At 47.3% G+C, this 18,249-nt stretch carries 13 protein-coding genes and 1 pseudogene; all 14 read left to right on the forward strand.

Annotated elements, in window-relative coordinates; all coding sequences use genetic code 11:
* Positions 1-4 precede the first annotated feature (4 nt).
* The 14 genes and pseudogenes from rseP (at position 5) to ACV3PA_RS08670 (ending at position 18,230) form a co-directional block, all read left to right on the forward strand.
* A pseudogene (gene rseP / locus ACV3PA_RS08605) lies at positions 5-1,247 on the forward strand (RIP metalloprotease RseP).
* Positions 1,248-1,281: 34 nt separating this feature from the next.
* Entirely contained in the window at positions 1,282-2,982 is a 1,701-nt protein-coding gene (locus ACV3PA_RS08610; RefSeq protein ID WP_456124454.1) for a proline--tRNA ligase, read from the forward strand.
* Positions 2,983-3,129: 147 nt separating this feature from the next.
* A complete protein-coding gene (locus ACV3PA_RS08615) occupies positions 3,130-7,401 on the forward strand; it encodes a PolC-type DNA polymerase III (protein WP_456125958.1) in 4,272 nt (1,423 codons plus the stop codon).
* Positions 7,402-7,530: 129 nt separating this feature from the next.
* On the forward strand, positions 7,531-7,998 hold the full coding sequence (gene rimP / locus ACV3PA_RS08620) for a ribosome maturation factor RimP (RefSeq protein WP_053453766.1): 468 nt from the start codon (positions 7,531-7,533) through the stop codon (positions 7,996-7,998).
* A gap of 17 nt (positions 7,999-8,015) precedes the next feature.
* Positions 8,016-9,125 (forward strand): transcription termination factor NusA, encoded by a 1,110-nt coding sequence (gene nusA, locus ACV3PA_RS08625; RefSeq protein ID WP_053453765.1) that lies wholly within the window; start codon positions 8,016-8,018, stop codon positions 9,123-9,125.
* 3 nt (positions 9,126-9,128) lie between these two features.
* A complete protein-coding gene (rnpM, locus tag ACV3PA_RS08630; protein ID WP_082318558.1) occupies positions 9,129-9,398 on the forward strand; it encodes an RNase P modulator RnpM in 270 nt (89 codons plus the stop codon).
* Positions 9,391-9,693: a YlxQ family RNA-binding protein gene (locus tag ACV3PA_RS08635; protein ID WP_023468681.1), complete on the forward strand. Its 303-nt coding sequence runs from the start codon at positions 9,391-9,393 to the stop codon at positions 9,691-9,693. The genes rnpM and ACV3PA_RS08635 overlap by 8 nt, the downstream gene beginning before the upstream one ends.
* 15 nt (positions 9,694-9,708) lie before the next feature.
* Positions 9,709-11,880: a translation initiation factor IF-2 gene (gene infB, locus ACV3PA_RS08640; RefSeq protein ID WP_053453764.1), complete on the forward strand. Its 2,172-nt coding sequence runs from the start codon at positions 9,709-9,711 to the stop codon at positions 11,878-11,880.
* Between the two features lie 39 nt (positions 11,881-11,919).
* Positions 11,920-12,261: a 30S ribosome-binding factor RbfA gene (gene rbfA / locus ACV3PA_RS08645; protein WP_053453763.1), complete on the forward strand. Its 342-nt coding sequence runs from the start codon at positions 11,920-11,922 to the stop codon at positions 12,259-12,261.
* A 50-nt stretch (positions 12,262-12,311) separates the two neighbouring features.
* Positions 12,312-13,220, forward strand: coding sequence for a tRNA pseudouridine(55) synthase TruB (gene truB / locus ACV3PA_RS08650; protein ID WP_053453762.1), 909 nt, complete (start codon positions 12,312-12,314; stop codon positions 13,218-13,220).
* A gap of 16 nt (positions 13,221-13,236) precedes the next feature.
* Positions 13,237-14,166 (forward strand): bifunctional riboflavin kinase/FAD synthetase, encoded by a 930-nt coding sequence (locus tag ACV3PA_RS08655; RefSeq protein WP_456124455.1) that lies wholly within the window; start codon positions 13,237-13,239, stop codon positions 14,164-14,166.
* A 123-nt stretch (positions 14,167-14,289) separates the two neighbouring features.
* Complete coding sequence (gene rpsO, locus ACV3PA_RS08660; protein ID WP_023468676.1) at positions 14,290-14,559, forward strand: 30S ribosomal protein S15; 270 nt, start codon at positions 14,290-14,292, stop codon at positions 14,557-14,559.
* 138 nt (positions 14,560-14,697) lie between these two features.
* Positions 14,698-16,917: a polyribonucleotide nucleotidyltransferase gene (gene pnp, locus ACV3PA_RS08665; RefSeq protein WP_456124456.1), complete on the forward strand. Its 2,220-nt coding sequence runs from the start codon at positions 14,698-14,700 to the stop codon at positions 16,915-16,917.
* A 74-nt stretch (positions 16,918-16,991) separates the two neighbouring features.
* On the forward strand, positions 16,992-18,230 hold the full coding sequence (locus ACV3PA_RS08670; RefSeq protein WP_053453759.1) for a M16 family metallopeptidase: 1,239 nt from the start codon (positions 16,992-16,994) through the stop codon (positions 18,228-18,230).
* The last annotated feature ends 19 nt before the right edge of the window (positions 18,231-18,249 follow it).

An 18,249-nucleotide genomic window follows, 5' to 3' on the forward strand; every position in this document is an offset into this window, starting at 1 on the left:
AGTAATGACGACCTTTATTTCAATCGTACTGATGTTCGGTGTACTCGTCGCCGTCCATGAATGGGGTCATCTCGTAATGGCGAAGCGGGCAGGTATTCTCTGTCGTGAATTCGCAATTGGATTTGGACCGAAGATTTTTTCAGTGTTTAAAAATGAGACGTTGTATACAGTTCGCCTATTACCGATTGGTGGTTACGTCAAAATGGCGGGAGAAGAACCTGAACTCGTTGAAATCAAGTCAGGTCAAACTGTCGGATTACAGTTAAAAGCGGGTGTCATCGAGACGATTTATTTCGATGCGGATCAGCCGCAAGTCGATCAAGTCGTCACAGTTGAGCGGATTGATCTACTGCATCAACTCGAACTCGTTGGGTTACAGGATGAGACATCGGTCCGGTACCCCGTTCTCACCAACAGCGTTTCTCGTCGAAGGTCAGACACGGACACAAATCGCCCCGTATGATCGCACATTTGGATCGAAATCCGTATGGAAACGCGTCCTTGCCATCGCTGCAGGACCGTTCATGAACTTCGTTCTTGCGTTCGTCATTCTATTCGGCCTTGCCCTGTATAACGGTTCTCCGACAGGGGAAAGCGTCATCGGAACAGTACAAAAAGGTTCACCGGCTGACAAAGCTGGACTTGTTGAAGGAGACCGGATTGTCTCAGTCAACGGACAGGATACAGCAAAATGGACGGATTTACGTGCTGGATTCCAAGACCGCGCTGGTAAAGCAACAGAAGTGGAATATGAGCGTGATGGGAAAGAGACGACAACCGAGATCACTCCTAAAGTACAACAACAAGGAGAACAGAAGGTTGGTATCATTGGTGTCACGAATGAGACAGAAAAATCATTCGGGACAGCTCTTCAAACAGGTGTCTCTGAAACATGGCGGATGTCGACACTTATCGTCGGTGCCGTTGGAGATCTCGTGACTGGTGTCGTTGGTGTCGATCAGTTATCAGGACCAGTCGGAATCGTCAAAATGACTGATCAGGTCGCAGATAGTGGATTCTCGATGCTGTTGACATGGACAGCACTGTTGTCCGTCAACTTAGCGGTCTTTAACTTGTTACCACTTCCAGCGCTTGACGGTGGACGATTGCTGTTCCTCTTCCTTGAAGCCTTACGCGGAAAACCGGTTGATCCTCAAAAAGAAGGATTGGTTCACTTCGTTGGTTTTGCGCTCTTAATGTTACTCATGCTCGTCGTCACTTGGAACGACATTCAAAAGTTCTTTTAATTAATCACTCAGTCAAAGGAGTTCGTGACTCATTATGAAACAATCAAAACTATTCATGCCAACGTTGCGTGAAGTACCATCTGATGCAGAAGCCATCAGTCACCAACTCTTGCTTCGTGCAGGATTTATACGTCAAAATGCCGCTGGGATCTATTCGTATTTACCACTCGCAAAACGTGTTCTCGCAAACATCGAGACGATCATCCGTGAAGAATTAGATGCAGCAGGGGCACAAGAATTACTCATGCCAGCGATTCAGCCAGCTGAACTTTGGGAAGAGACAGGTCGCTGGGATATCTATGGACCTGAATTAATGCGTTTAACGGATCGTCACGATCGTCGTTTTGCACTTGGTGCGACACACGAAGAACTGATCACATCGATCGTCCGAGATGAGTTGAACTCGTATAAGAAGTTGCCAGTCAACCTCTTCCAGATTCAAATGAAGTATCGTGACGAACGTCGTCCACGTTTTGGTTTATTACGTGGTCGTGAGTTCATCATGAAGGATGCCTATTCATTCCACTCGTCACAAGAGAGCTTAGACGAAGAATATCAAAATATGTTTGATACGTATTCGCGGATCTTTACACGTGTCGGTCTTGAATTCCGTCCGGTCGTCGCCGATTCTGGCGCAATCGGTGGTAGCGGAACACATGAGTTTCATGCCTTAGCGGCAATCGGTGAAGACACGATCGTCTATTCGGATCAGTCGGATTACGCAGCAAACTTAGAGATGGCTGAATCAATCGATGCTTATCCAAAGCAAGACAAAGCACCAGAAGCGCTGGAAGAAGTGCATACGGCAGATGCGAAGACGATTGAAGCAGTCAGTGCACATTTGAACTTGCCAGCTAACGAATCAATCAAGACGGTCATCTTCAAAACGGAACAAGGGCTTGTCATGGCGCTTGTTCGTGGCGATCATGAAGTCAATGACATCAAGTTGAAGAACTATCTCGGTGCACTTGATATCACAATGGCAAGTGATGAAGAGATTGAAGCAGCGCTTCACTCAACACCAGGAACGCTTGGACCGATTGGTGCTGACATGAAGATCGTTGCAGATTACGCGATTCGTGCCTTGACGAATGCGGTCTGTGGTGCGAATAAAGCAGAAACACATTATATTCATGTTGATCCAAGCCGTGATTTCGAAGCAGACTATACAGACTTGCGCTTCGTTGAAGAAGGTGACGTCTCACCAGACGGTAACGGTAACGTTAAATTCGCTCGTGGAATCGAAGTGGGTCAAGTCTTCAAACTCGGAACACGTTACTCAGAAGGGATGGGAGCGACATTCCTCGATGAAGGCGGTAAGGCACAACCTCTCATCATGGGTTGTTACGGTATCGGTGTCTCGCGGACATTGTCGGCAGTCGTCGAACAACATTATGACGAGCGTGGAATCATTTGGCCCAAAGCGATCGCTCCATACGATGTTCATTTAATCGTCGTCAACGGTAAAAATGCAGAACAACTCGAGCTCGGAGAAACATTATACCGTGAGTTGACAGCTGCAGGATTCAGTGTTCTCCTTGACGACCGGAAAGAACGGGCAGGCGTCAAGTTCGCTGATGCGGATTTGATTGGTCTACCGGTTCGTTTGAACGTCGGGAAAAAAGCGGCAGAAAGAATCGTTGAATTAAAAGCACGTCGTGGTGGCGATGCAGAAGAAGTTGGACAAGAACAAGTCGTTGAGGCTGTTCGTTCACTCTATGAAGGTTTAGAATAAAGAATGGAGACGGTCACTTTTCATAAAGTGACTGTTTTCTTGTCTCACACCCATTCGCCCCTTGGGCAATCCGCAAGAGGAGGAGGAGTTGCTGTCACGGTGTGAAGCGATCAGACAGCACAATTGCGAGTGGATACACAACAACGCATGTCACTGTTACTCAGTGACTTGGAATTACCGAACGGGATTATTGAAGAATACTTTCACGAAGCAGTTCTCGAAAAGCTTCGCGTCAATAAAGCTAAAGCCACGTGGACATTTGAGATCCGCTTGCCACACGTTTTACCACAAAACGTCTATCAACTCTTCACGAGTCGTTTAGTCAGTCGGTATCAACAATTTGCCGAAGTCAAAATCATATTGCATGCAGATAGCCGTCCAGACGAGCGTATGTATCATGACTACTGGCCATATGTCGTTCAGGATCTCGCGGATGTTTCATCAGCGATGCGAACTCAACTTGGACGTGTCTTACCAGAGTTCAAAGAACAGAAATTATTCATTCCAGTCCGGAGTGAACCAGAAGCAGGTTTCTTGAAAAGTAGCCTATGTGGTGAGTTACAGTTACTCTATAGTGCTTACGGATTCCCGAAGTTCAACTGTGAACCGATTGTTCAGATTAACGAGTCGAAACAAGAAGAGTTGCGCAATCAGGTGAAGCAGGAAGACATGGAAGAAGCAAAGCGGATGCTCGAATTGCAATTTAAACGGGAGCAGACACGAGATGATGATGAAGGTCCTGTCGATATCCGAATCGGGAAACCGATTCAAGATGAGATTGTCCCAATCAAGACGATTCAGGACGAAGAGCGACGAATTGCCATTCGTGGTCTCGTCTTCTCAGCAGAAAGTCGTGAACTACGAAGCGGGAAGACGATCTTTACGTTTAAGATGACGGATTATACGGACTCGCTTGTCGTCAAGATGTTCGCGCGTGACGAGACGGATGTTAAAATCCTCTCGGCGATCAAAAAAGGCATGTGGATTCAAGCGGCAGGTCGAGTCGAATTCGATACATTCCTTCGCGATCTCTGTATGATGATTGCTCAACTATCAGAAGTGAAGATGGAAGCACCAGCTGATCCTTGGGCAGGTGAGAAGCGCGTCGAATTACATGCGCACTCGCAAATGAGTCAGATGGACGCCGTCATGAACGTGACGAAATACGTTGAACGGGCAGCAAAGTGGGGACATCCTGCTGTAGCAATCACCGATCATGCCGGTGCCCAAAGTTTTCCGGATGCTTACTATGCTGGAAAGAAAAACGATATTAAGGTGCTATACGGAATTGAAGCAAACGTCGTTAATGACGGGGTGCAAGTCGCTTATCATCCGATTGATCGAAATTTAGATGACGCAACGTTTGTTGTCTTTGACGTTGAGACGACGGGTTTATCAGCGATGTACAACAAAATCATCGAACTCGCAGCTGTCAAAATCTATGATGGCGATATCATCGATAAATTCGAAGCGTTCGCAGATCCGAAGCATCTCCTATCGGCAACGACGATTGATTTGACAGGCATTACCGATGATATGGTCCGGGGACAACCAGATTCAGAACAAGTCGTTAAGGAATTCATGGACTGGGCAGGTGACTCGATTCTTGTTGCCCATAACGCCTCGTTTGATATTGGATTCTTAAATGCGACGCTCCGGTCTGGTGGTCATGAGGAGTCACTGTTACCTGTCATCGATACATTAGAACTAGCGCGTGTGTTGATGCCGACATTAAAAAACCACCGATTGAATACACTCGCGAAACGATTTGACATCGAATTGACGCAGCATCACCGCGCCATCTATGACGCGGAAGCGACGGGATATTTGATGGTCAAATTGCTTCAAATGGCGGATGAGATGTTCGACATGAAGACTCATGCCTCACTTAACCGGGAGATGGGGAAAGATATCTCGCGGGCACGACCATACCATGCGACGGTTTACGCGAAAAACCGGACGGGCTTGAAGAATTTGTACCAATTGATTTCGCTTGCCCACACGAAACACGTTCACCGTGTCGTGCGAACACCACGTTCACAACTCGTCGCGCACCGTGATGGATTAATCATCGGTTCTGCATGCGATAACGGCGAAGTCTTTGATGCTGCCCTGAATAAATCGGATGAGGATTTAGCGAAGGTCATGCAGTTCTATGATTTCATCGAGATTCAGCCACCCGCGATGTACGGTCATTTGATTGAACGGGAAATCGTTCAGAATGAACTTGAACTGCGTGAACTGATCAAGAAAATCATCCGCGTCGCAGAAGAACATGATATCTTACCGGTCGCGACAGGGAATGTGCATTACCTCGATCAGCATGACGCGACGTACCGAGAGATTTTGATTCGGACACAAGGCGGAGCGAACATGTTGAATATGCGGAAACAATTGCCACCAGCTCATTTCCGCACGACGAAGGAAATGATGGACGACTTCAAGTTCCTCGGACCAGATGTGTCGGAACGTCTCGTCATCACGAATAGTCAAGCCGTCGCGGAACAGTTTGAGAATATCGACATCATTCCAAAAGATTTGTATACACCAAAGATTGAAGGCGCAGATGAAGAAGTCCGAAACTTGTCATATGATATGGCACATCGGATTTATGGGGAGACATTACCCGAAATTGTCGAAGCACGACTTGAAAAAGAGCTGAAGTCGATTATTGGTCACGGATTCGCCGTTATTTATCTGATTTCGCACAAGCTCGTTAAAAAGTCACTCGACGATGGTTATTTGGTCGGTTCACGGGGGTCGGTCGGATCGAGCCTTGTTGCGACGATGACGGAAATCACGGAAGTTAATCCATTACCTCCGCATTATGTCTGTCCGAATTGTAAGGAATCAGAATTCTTTGATGACGGTTCCGTCGGTTCAGGATTTGATTTACCGGACAAATCGTGTTCGAAATGTGATATTCCGCTATTTAAAGACGGTCATGATATTCCGTTTGAGACATTCCTTGGTTTTAAAGGGGATAAAGTACCAGATATCGATTTGAACTTCAGTGGGGAATATCAGCCGCAAGCGCATGCTTATACGAAAGTCCTGTTCGGTGACGATTACGTCTATCGTGCCGGAACGATCGGAACGATTGCCGAGAAAACAGCGTATGGATATGTCAAAGGGTATCAGTCAGAGAATGAGTTGACGTACCGGAATGCGGAAGTCGATCGTCTCGTTAGCGGAGTCACCGGTGTCAAACGAACAACCGGACAACACCCAGGCGGAATCATCGTCGTACCGGACTACATGGACATCTACGATATCAGTCCGATTCAATATCCAGCGGATGACATGGGTTCTGAATGGAAAACGACACACTTCGATTTCCACTCGATTCACGATAACTTACTCAAACTCGATATCCTCGGTCACGATGATCCGACAATGATTCGGATGCTACAAGATTTATCAGGACGTGACCCAAAGACGATTCCTGTTGATGACCCAGAAGTCATGAAAATCTTCAGTTCGACGGAATCAATCGGTGTGACACCTGAGCAGATTGATTCAAAAACAGGAACGCTCGGTATTCCGGAGTTTGGGACTAAGTTCGTTCGCCAAATGCTAGAGGAGACAAAACCGACGACGTTCTCGGAACTTGTTCAGATTTCTGGACTCTCACACGGAACGGATGTCTGGCTTGGAAATGCAAGTGAACTGATTTACAACGGAACATGTGAGTTAAAAGACGTCATCGGTTGTCGAGATGACATCATGGTCTACTTGATCTATGCCGGTCTTGAACCGTCGCTTGCCTTTAAGATCATGGAGTCGGTCCGTAAAGGGAAAGGGCTCTCGATTGATATGGAAGAGGCGATGATCGAGAACGACGTGCCACTCTGGTACATCGACTCTTGCAAGAAAATCAAGTACATGTTCCCAAAAGCCCATGCTGCCGCTTACGTCTTGATGGCGGTTCGGATTGCTTACTATAAAGTTCACCATCCGATGTATTACTATGCTTCGTACTTTACGGTACGTGCGGGTGACTTTGATATCGGTGCGATGAATAAGGGCTCTGCTGCGGTTCGTAAAGTCTTACAAGACATTAAGGATAAAGGTTTTGAAGCGACGGCGAAGGATAAAGGCTTGTATACAGTCCTTGAAATTGCGCTCGAGATGATTGAACGCGGCTTTACATTCCAGAAAGTCGATCTCTACCGTTCGAGCGCATCAGAATTCTTGATTGATGGGGATACATTGTTACCGCCGTTTGATGCCGTGACAGGTCTTGGGACGAACGCTGCGAAGCAAATCGTCGAAGCACGTAAAGGCGGAGAATTCCTCTCGAAGGAAGATCTTCAAAAACGCGCGAAGTTGTCGAAATCCATCATCGAGACCCTCGATAACCTGGGTTGTCTCGAAGGGTTACCAGACGAGAATCAGCTCTCCTTGTTCGACTTGTAAGCCCTTAGGAACACTTGCTTTGAGCGCTTTCCTATGCTATATTGAGTGAGGAAATGTTTTTTATACTACGACTTGGAAGGAGTAGGGGGACCTGCTCCTTTCTTGTTTGTTTTTTGAAGGAGGATGAAGATGACGAACGTAACGGAAAAGGTCGAAGCGCTCGCAAAACCAATCGTCGAACGAGAGGGGATGGAGCTAGTCGACGTTGAATTCGTCAAAGAAGGGGCGGATTGGTTCCTACGTGTCTCCATCGACAAAGAGGGTGGCGTAGATCTTGAAGACTGCGTCAAAATCAATGAACAGTTATCGGAAGCATTGAATGATAATGATCCGATCGACGAGCCGTATTACCTCGACGTCGCTAGTCCAGGAGCGGAACGTCCACTGAAGAAAGACGAGGATTTCGAAAAAGCAATCGGGAAACATGTGTACATCAAAACGCACGATCCAGTGAAGAATGCAGTTGAATTCGAGGGAACGTTGCTATCGTACACACCTGAGATGCTTGAAATCGAAGTGCGTGTCAAAACAAGAAAATTGAAAATTGAGATACCGGTCGACAAGATTGCACTTGCGCGACTTGCGGTAATGTTCTGACGGAAAGGAAGAGAACGATGGGACCACAGTTACTCGAGGCGATCAATCAAATCGCGAAAGAGAAGGAAATTGATAAGAATATCATCATCGATGCGCTCGAACAGGCATTGATTTCAGCGTACCGACGTAACTTCGGAAAAGAGTCGGAGGCTGTAAAGGTCGAATTCGACCAGCAGACAGGAGATATTCGTGTCTTCGCGCTTAAGGAAGTCGTTGAACGATTGACGCAACCGGAAGAGCAACTCTCGCTTGAAGAAGCACATGAAATCGATCCAACCTATGAACTCGGCGATTTCCATAAAGTCGAAGTGACGCCAGGCGACTTTGGTCGTGTTGCGGCACAAACGGCGAAACAGATCGTCACACAAAAAATGCGTGAAGCAGAACGCGAACGCATCTATAATCACTTCGCGGATCGTGAAGATGAAATCATGACGGGTATCGTCGAACGTCAAGATGCACGGAACTTGTACGTGAACCTAGAAGGTATCGAAGCCGTCTTGACGACACACGAGCAAATGCCGAATGAACGTTTCGGGATTCGTGATCGCATTAAAGTGTACGTCACGAAAGTTGATCCAATGGTCAAAGGATCAGGTGCCTCGATTCTCGTATCACGGACACACCCAGGTCTCTTAAAACGTCTCTTTGAAATCGAAGTACCGGAAATTTCAAGTGGCGAAGTCGAAGTTAAATCTGTTGCACGTGAAGCGGGCGACCGCTCGAAAATCGCAGTCGCAGCGGATGACATCGATCCAGTTGGTGCATGTGTCGGACAAAAAGGCGCACGTGTTCAGCGTATCGTCAATGATCTGAACGGAGAAAAAATCGATATCGTTCGTTACTCGGATGATCCGAAAGAATATGTCGCGAATGCACTCAGCCCTGCTCAAGTCGTTGCTGTTTATGTCAACGAACCAGCGAAGGCAACGATCGTCGTTGTTCCAGATTTCCAACTGTCACTTGCAATCGGGAAGCGTGGTCAAAACGCGCGTCTTGCAGCAAAATTGACAGGATGGAAGATCGACATCAAGAGTGAGTCTGAAGCAGAATCGATGGATCTCGAAGATGTCTTCGCAACGGAAGAGCCGACAGTAGAAGCGGTCCAAGTTGAAGGCGAGGAATAATTCGTGCAAAAAAAGGTACCATTACGCAAGTGTGTCATCACACAAGAAATGAAACCGAAAAAAGAATTAATTCGTGTCGTCCGGACACCTGAACAAGAGGTCGTCATCGATTTAAATGGTAAGATGAATGGGCGGGGTGCCTATTTATCAAAAGATGCGGCAGTCATTGCGACGGCGAAGAAAAAACGGACGCTCGATCATCATTTGAAGGTCAAGACGACAGATGCCTTATACGATGAATTGCTAGAACTCGCGGGAGGTACGCATGAGTAAATGGGAATCCCTTCTCGGTCTCGCGAATCGAGCTAGGAAAGTGACGACTGGAGAAGAACTCGTACTGAAAGAAGTACGAGGAGGACAAGCGAAGCTTGTTCTCTTAGCAGCAGATGCGGGGGCTGCCACGCGTAAGAAAGTCACAGATAAATGTACGAGTTATCAAGTTCCTTACCTAGAAGTCGCCGACCGGACGATTCTCGGTCAAGCATTAGGAAAGGATGCGCGTGTTGTCGTGTCAGTCAATGAAGCCGGATTTGCGAAAAAGCTAACTGAACTCCTCTCGAACGACTAATTGGAGGTGGATCCTTTGGGTAAACGTGTATACGAATTCGCCAAGGAACAAAACGTAACAAGTAAGCAGGTCATCACCCAGCTTGAAAAGCTGGAGAAACCAGTCAAGAATCACATGGCAGTATTAGATGAACAGACAGTACAGCAACTCGATCAAGTATTTAATCCCGAGAAATATCGGGCTCAAAAGACGGAGGCTCCAAAACAAGTGAAATCAGATAATAAACCGAACCGACCAGGAAGTACAAACAAACCAGCAGGTAACCAATCACGTAACAGCAAAGGCGGACGCCCAGAATTCGGCAACCGTAACAACCGTGGCGGCAAACGTCGTCCGAACCAAAAGAAAGCAGAACCACGTAAACTCGAAGTAGCGGATCCGAACTCGAAGTCGAGTCAACGGAAAGCAGCTCGTCGGGCACAAGAAGAGGCGATGGCAAACGTCGTTCAATACTCTGACAACTTGACAGTCGGTGAACTTGCTGAAAAAATGGCGAAAAAACCGAATGAATTGATTATGAAATTGATGGGTCTCGGTGTCATGGCGACGATCAACCAAGATCTCGATGACGAAACAGTTGAACTGCTTGCAACAGAGTTCGGTTTTGAAGTCGAAAAGACAGTCCAAGTCGATGAGACGGACTTTGATCAATACGAATTGAACCTCGACCAGTACGAATTGTCTGAGCGTCCACCGGTCGTTACGATCATGGGACACGTCGACCACGGTAAAACGACTTTGCTCGATTCAATCCGTAACACGAAGGTCACTGCAGGCGAAGCCGGCGGGATCACACAGCACATCGGTGCGTACCAAGTTGAAATCGACGGTAAGAAAATCACATTCCTTGATACACCAGGTCACGCGGCATTTACAACAATGCGTGCACGTGGAGCAGATGTCACGGATATCGCGATCATCGTCGTTGCAGCGGATGATGGTGTCATGCCACAAACGGAAGAAGCAATCAGCCACGCGAAAGCAGCTGGTGTTCCAATCATCGTAGCTGTCAACAAGATGGACAAAGAGGGTGCTAACCCAGACCGTGTCAAACAAGAATTGACAGAGTTCGAACTCGTTGCAGAAGACTGGGGTGGCGATACGATCTTCGTACCGGTTTCAGCACTTAAAGGTGACGGAATCGATGAATTGCTCGAAATGATTCTTCTCGTTTCAGAAGTTCAAGAATATAAATCAACACCAGAAATGCATGGTCGTGGTACAGTCATCGAGGCGAAACTCGATAAAGGACGTGGACCAGTTGCAACGCTTCTCGTTCAACACGGTACACTCCGTGTTGGGGATCCAATCGTTGTCGGTCATACGTTCGGTCGTATCCGGGCAATGGTCAACGATATCGGTCGTCGTGTTAAAGAAGTTGGACCATCGACGCCAATCGAAATCACAGGTTTAAACGACGTACCGAAAGCAGGCGATCAATTTTTCGCATTCGAAGATGAGAAAAAAGCTCGTCAAATCGGTGAAGCGCGTTACCAACGTGAAATCGAAGCACAACGTCGTGATTCGGCGAAAGTCAGCTTAGAAGATCTCTTCGACCGCATTAAAGAAGGCGAAGTCAAAGACCTTAACATCATCATCAAAGGTGACGTTCAAGGTTCAGTTGAAGCCTTAGCCGGTTCATTGAAGAAAATTGATGTCGAAGGTGTTAAAATTAACATCGTACACTCAGGTGTCGGTGCTATCACGGAAGGTGACGTCATCCTTGCTTCGGCAGCGAATGCGATCATCATCGGATTCAACGTCCGGCCAGATGGTAACGCCAAATCGATGGCGGATCAGGAAAAAGTCGAAATTCGTCTTCATCGGATCATCTATAACGCAATCGAAGAAATCGAGCAAGCGATGAAAGGTCTTCTTGATCCTGAATTCGTTGAGAAAATCATCGGTCAAGCTGAAGTCCGCGATGTCATCAAAGTATCGAAAGTCGGTACGATCGCAGGTGGATATGTCACGGAAGGTAAGTTAACACGTGATGCAGGCGTCCGTGTCGTACGTGACAGTATCGTCATCTACGAAGGAAAACTCGATACACTTCGTCGTTTCAAAGATGATGTCAAAGAAGTCGCTACTGGCTATGAGTGTGGAATTAAGATTGAAAAATATGATGATATCAAAGTTGATGATGTCATCGAAGCGTTCATCATGGAAGAAGTTAAACGGAAGTAACAGAACGGAATCCATTCTTCCGAACTGGAGGGAATAACTATGAGTTTACGCTCGAATCGTGTCGCCGAACAGATGCGTAAGGAAATTACGCAACTGCTCATCAAAGATGTCAAGGATCCTCGCGTCAAGACGATTACCGTCACAGGTGTCGAAGTGACAGGAGACTTACAACAAGCGACGATCTTCTACTCGGTCCTCGGTGACGATAAAGCACGTGAGGATGCGCGCATCGGTCTTGAAAGATCAAAAGGCTTTATGCGCAAGGAAATCGGATCACGGATTCGTCTACGGAAAACACCTGAACTATTGTTCGAGGTCGATTCTTCTGTCGAGTACGGATCACGCATTGATGAGTTGCTTCGGAATTTGAACAAAGATTAACACCTAAGGCAGCCACGTGTGTGGTTGCCTTTTTTCAAGGAGGAAATAACGTGGAACCCATCGGAGTATTACCGTTAGATAAACCAGCGGGTATGACGAGTCACGATTGTGTCTTTCGTCTACGTCGCTTGTTTCAGACGAAAAAAGTTGGACATACAGGGACACTCGACCCGGAAGTAACGGGAGTCTTACCGATTTGTCTTGGTCGAGCGACGAAGCTTGCCCGCTTCATCACGGATGAAGGAAAGCGCTACGCAGCGGAAGTGACGATCGGCTTTGCGACGACAACGGAAGATGCGCACGGGGAAACAGTTCGCGAAACAGCGGTTGAACCGGGAAGTATTACCGAGGAAGCAATTGCGGACATCTTGACTCAATTGACAGGAGAGATCGAGCAGACACCACCATATTATTCAGCTGTTAAAGTGAATGGGAAAAAATTATATGAATATGCTCGAAAAGGAATTGAAGTTGAGCGTCCGACGCGCATCGTCCGCATCGATCGACTAGAACGAACATCAGATATTGTATTTGAAGACGGTCTCTGTCGCTTCCGTCTTGATATCGCTTGTGGAAAAGGGACGTATATTCGGACATTAGCGGTCGAGATCGGAGAACGACTTGGTTACGCGGCACACATGAGTGAACTACGCCGGACAAGCTCTGGTGCCATCGCTGAGACGGATACCGTGACACTTGAGACGCTTGAATCGTATGAGACGGTTGAAGAACGGATGCAACACGTTCTACCGATTGAACACGTCATTCAAAAATGGCCACGCTTGACGGTCGATGCGTCGACAGCACAGCGTGTCTTAAATGGAGCGAAGCTGACGAGCATTCCAGTCGAATTCGAGCTGTTTACTGTCTATAATGAAGAAGACGTACCTTTAGCGCTATATCGACGTCTTCCAGAAGAACAGGTAGCACGCGTCGAGGTCATGCTACAAATCGATTAAGATCGGAGAGAGCATCATGGACATCATACATTTGACATATCCGGAACAGCCTCAAAAAGACCCTGCCGTCGTCGCACTCGGCTTTTTTGACGGCGTACATCTCGGGCATCAGCAGGTCATCGCAGCAGCTCGCAAAGAGGCGGAGGCTCGTCGCTTGCCCTTAGCTGTCATGACGTTTGATCCGCATCCGAAACAAGTACTTGGTAAAGGCGATGAACCGGTCCGCTACATCACACCACTTGAACGTAAATTAGAGAAAATCGAACAGCTCGGTGCCGATCGTGTTTATGTGATTGAGTTTACAATTCCCTTTTCGGAATTATCACCGCAAGCCTTCGTTGACGAATATCTGATTGCATCCGGAGCAGAACACGTTGTCGCAGGATTTGATTATTCCTATGGTCGCTTCGGAGCAGGTAAAATGGCGACACTTGATTTCCACAGTCGGGGCACGTTTACACATACTGTCGTTGCGGAATTTCAAGAAGAAGCGGAAAAAATCAGTTCGACCCGGATTCGACGTTTACTTGCTGCAGGTGAAGTCGAACAGGCTGCGCATTTGCTCGGTGAACCCTATCAAATCAAAGGAACGATCATTCACGGTGACGCACGCGGACGGCAAATCGGCTTCCCGACAGCCAACATGCGTCCGGAATTTTCTTACGTCATTCCGAAACTCGGTGTGTATGCGACATTCGTTCGCTTAGCAGACGGTCGTCGGTTCAAGGCGATGACGAATGTTGGGAGACGACCGACGTTTTATGAGACGGGAGACGTCAGTATCGAGACGCATCTGCTTGATTTTGACGAAGACCTCTATGATCAAGAACTGACACTTGAATGGATCGCTTACTTACGGGATGAAAAAGCGTTTAACGGCATCGATCAATTAAAAGAACAATTAGCGCGTGACCGCGAAGAAGCAAATGCACGATTAAGCGTTTGACAGTACGGACAGGGTTCGTTATGATAGGTCAGTACGATCACGTACAGCCGATTCACTTGGCATCTGGTCTCACCATCCGATGCTCGGGAATACGGTCATTCATAAGATGGAGGTGGAGTGACAATGGCACTCACAAAAGAACGTAAAAACGAAATTATCGAAGCATATGCTACGAAACAAGGCGATACTGGTTCGCCGGAAGTACAAGTTGCTGTTTTGACTGAACAAATCACAACTTTGAACGATCACTTACGTACACACAAAAAGGATCACCACTCACGTCGTGGTCTCTTGAAAATGGTCGGTCGTCGCCGTAACTTGCTCACATACCTTCGTAACAAGGATGTTGCACGTTACCGTTCGTTGATCGAGCGTCTTGGTCTCCGTCGCTAATCCCGACGAGAACGAGGTAGGGAAGCAGGAGCATCGTCTCCTGTTTCTTTTTTTTGCCGATTCATGGACTTTTTGCGCAAGAACCTACATAATTAGATTTGAATGAAAAAACGGATAGCAGTGAGAGGAGATTTGTGCATGTCACAAACAAAACAGACGTTTTCGACCGAACTCGGTGGACGTCCATTAACGATTGAAATCGGTCAATTAGCAAAACAGGCGAACGGAGCAGCATTGATTCGTTACGGCGATACAGCCGTTCTTGCTACGGTCGTTGCATCAAAACAACCGAAGGACTTAGATTTCTTCCCATTAACAGTGAACTATGAAGAAAAATTATATGCGGCAGGGAAAATCCCAGGTGGATTCCTTAAACGTGAAGGACGTCCTGGAGAGAGTGCCATCTTGACTTCGCGTCTGATTGACCGTCCGATCCGTCCATTATTCCCAGACGGTTTCCGTCACGATGTACAAGTGGCGACAACGGTTCTTTCGTCAGATGCTGACAATTCACCAGAAGTTGCAGCGATGATCGGTGCTTCGATTGCGCTTTCGATTTCAGATATTCCATTCGATGGTCCAATCGCCGGCGTTACGATCGGTCGCGTCGACGGTGAATTCGTCGTGAACCCGACTTCAGCACAAATGGAAGTCAGCGACATCGATCTCCAAGTTGCCGGAACAAAACATGCCGTCAACATGGTTGAAGCAGGTGCGAAGGAAGTATCAGAACAAGCGATGCTTGAAGCGATCTTGCTTGGACACGATGTCATCAAGGAAATGATTGCGTTCCAAGAAGAAATCGTTGCTCAAGTCGGTAAAGAAAAATTCGAATATACGGTATCAAGCTTCGATGAGACAATCGTCAATCGCCTGAAAGCAGAAGCATTGGCAGAAGTCACACAAGCGGTTCAAGTCGAAGAAAAACAAGCGCGTGACGTTGCTATCAATGAAGTCATCGCAAAATACATCGAGTTGTATGCAGCTGACGAGTCAGTCACAGCAGAGCAACTGTCAGAAGTATCAGGCGTTCTCAACAAGTTCGTCAAAGACGAAGTCCGTCGTCTCATCACGGAAGACAAAGTTCGTCCGGATGGTCGTGGTCTTGCTGAGATTCGTCCACTCGATTCAGAAGTTGGTCTCTTACCACGTGCACACGGTTCAGGTTTGTTCACACGCGGTCAAACACAAGTCTTGTCTGTTGCGACACTCGGTGTTGCGGGCGACGCTCAAATCATCGATGGACTTGGTTTGAAAGAAGAGAAACGTTTCATGCACCACTATAACTTCCCACCATTCTCAGTCGGGGAAGCACGTCCAATGCGTGCACCAGGTCGTCGTGAAATCGGTCACGGTGCACTTGGAGAACGCGCACTCTTACCAGTACTTCCGAATGAAGTTGATTTCCCGTACACGATTCGTCTCGTGTCAGAAGTTCTTGAGTCGAACGGTTCTTCGTCACAGGCGTCAATCTGTGGTTCGATCCTTGCTATGATGGATGCGGGTGTTCCACTCAAAGCACCTGTCGCTGGTATCGCGATGGGCTTGATCATGGAAGGCGATCACTACTCGATCTTGACAGATATTCAAGGGATGGAAGATCATCTCGGCGATATGGACTTTAAAGTCGCTGGAACTCACGAAGGTGTTACAGCTCTACAAATGGATATGAAAATTGGCGGAATCACACGTCAAATTCTTGAAGAAGCACTCGAACAAGCACGTCTTGGTCGTCTGCACATCCTTGAGCATATGCAGACTGTCATCGCTGAACCACGTGTCGAATTGTCGCAATACGCGCCGAAAATCGTCACACTCAAAATCAATCCAGATAAAATTCGTGATGTGATCGGACCTGGTGGTAAAGTCATCAACGGTATCATCGATGAGACAGGCGTTAAGATCGACATCGATCAAGACGGAACAGTCTTCATCGCTTCGACAGATCAAGCAGGTATCGATCGTGCCCGTCAATTGGTCGAAGATATCGTCCGTGAAGTCGTCATCGGTGAAGAGTTCGATGGAACTGTCCGTCGCGTTGAAAAATTCGGTGCATTCGTCGAATTGTTCAAAGGAAAAGACGCCCTCGTCCACATTTCGGAACTTGCACTTAACCGTGTTGGTCAAACGGAAGATGTCGTTAAACTTGGTGATAAGCTAAAAGTCCGTGTTACGGAAATCGATGACAAAGGTCGCGTCAACGCTTCGCACAAAGTCTTACTCGTTGAAGGCTTAAGCGAAGAAGATCGTGCCGCATACGAAGAAAAGAAAAAGACAGAGCGTGAGAACCGCCCGCCACGCCGGGACCAGGGTTCACGCCCACCACGTGACGGACAACGTCCACCACGTCGTAACTAATGAATCCAAGGTGGCTCGACGGTGCAGAGAATGCAACGAGAGCCACCTTGTTTCCTATATTTGGAGGAATTACTATGATCGAACGGATACAACTAGAAAACGGGGTTCGACTAATCGTTGAGCGGATGCCGGAAGCACGCAGCGTTGCGACAGGCATCTTCATTCAAGCAGGGAGTCGGACTGAACATAGCGAAGAGCATGGCATCAGTCATCTGATTGAGCATATGATGTTCAAGGGAACAAAACGCCATACGGCAAAAGAGATTGCGGTTTACTTTGACCGACTTGGTGGAAATATTAATGCGTTCACGAGTAAGGATCAAACGTGCTATTACGTCAAGACATTAGATGAGCATGCGGGAGAAGCCTTTCAGGTATTAGCGGACATGTTCCTCGAATCGACGTTTGACGCGGATGAACTGGAAAAAGAGAAAAAGGTCGTCATCGAAGAGATTAAAATGTACGATGACACACCGGATGATCTTGTCCACGAACTGCTAGCGATTGCAGCATACGGTGAGGATGTCATGGCACGTCCGATTCTTGGAACGGAGGAAAGTGTGCTTCGGATTGATCGGAAGATGATTGGACAGTATCTTGAAGAAGCGTATGCGCCGGATCAAATCGTTATTTCCGTTGCCGGGAACGTAACAGACGAGTTGATTACGCAGATTACGGAGCGAATGTCGATTCTTGTATCACGCGAGAAAACACGTCAAACGACGTCACCAAGGTTACAAAATGGTGTGATTCGTAAGGAAAAGGATACGGAACAGGCACATATTTGTTATAATTTCCGTGCGATTCCTTCTGCTGATCCACGTTTGCCTGCCCTCGCCTTACTCAATAATGCATTCGGTGCAACGATGTCGAGTCGTTTGTTCCAATCGATTCGAGAGGAACGTGGTCTTGCTTATTCAGTCTTTTCGTATTACACGACGTTTGACGATCACGGAACGTTTACGATTTATGTCGGGACGTCACCGGAATCGGTCGAAGAAGTCGAACAGGTCCTAGCAGCTGAAATTAATCGATTGAAGCAGGATGGATTATCGGCTAAGGAACTGGAAGATGGAATTGAGCAGCTGAAAGGTTCTCTCATCTTGGGGAACGAAGGCACTTCGAGCCACATGAACCGAAATGCACGGAATGAGTTGCACCTGCACCGTCATCCGTCACTAGAAGAAGTGTTAGCGGATGTCGAACGGATTCGTCCGTCGGATATCGAGGAACTGATTCAGTACATCTTTTCGGAGGAACCGGCAAAGGCCTATATTCTTCCGGCAGACGATGATGATGAAGAGGAAGCCTGACAGTAGAACGGAATAGATG

The sequence above is a fragment of the Exiguobacterium sp. EA-TM-5 genome (assembly GCF_053878415.1).

Bases quoted from the DNA above. Each gene is read 5' to 3' on its own strand.
- ACV3PA_RS08610 (WP_456124454.1), top strand. From the start codon at position 1,282: ATGAAACAATCAAAACTATTCATGCCAACGTTGCGTGAAGTACCATCT.
- ACV3PA_RS08615 (WP_456125958.1), top strand. From the start codon at position 3,130: ATGTCACTGTTACTCAGTGACTTGGAATTACCGAACGGGATTATTGAA.
- rimP (WP_053453766.1), top strand. From the start codon at position 7,531: ATGACGAACGTAACGGAAAAGGTCGAAGCGCTCGCAAAACCAATCGTC.
- nusA (WP_053453765.1), top strand. From the start codon at position 8,016: ATGGGACCACAGTTACTCGAGGCGATCAATCAAATCGCGAAAGAGAAG.
- ACV3PA_RS08635 (WP_023468681.1), top strand. From the start codon at position 9,391: ATGAGTAAATGGGAATCCCTTCTCGGTCTCGCGAATCGAGCTAGGAAA.
- rbfA (WP_053453763.1), top strand. From the start codon at position 11,920: ATGAGTTTACGCTCGAATCGTGTCGCCGAACAGATGCGTAAGGAAATT.
- ACV3PA_RS08655 (WP_456124455.1), top strand. From the start codon at position 13,237: ATGGACATCATACATTTGACATATCCGGAACAGCCTCAAAAAGACCCT.
- rpsO (WP_023468676.1), top strand. From the start codon at position 14,290: ATGGCACTCACAAAAGAACGTAAAAACGAAATTATCGAAGCATATGCT.
- pnp (WP_456124456.1), top strand. From the start codon at position 14,698: ATGTCACAAACAAAACAGACGTTTTCGACCGAACTCGGTGGACGTCCA.
- ACV3PA_RS08670 (WP_053453759.1), top strand. From the start codon at position 16,992: ATGATCGAACGGATACAACTAGAAAACGGGGTTCGACTAATCGTTGAG.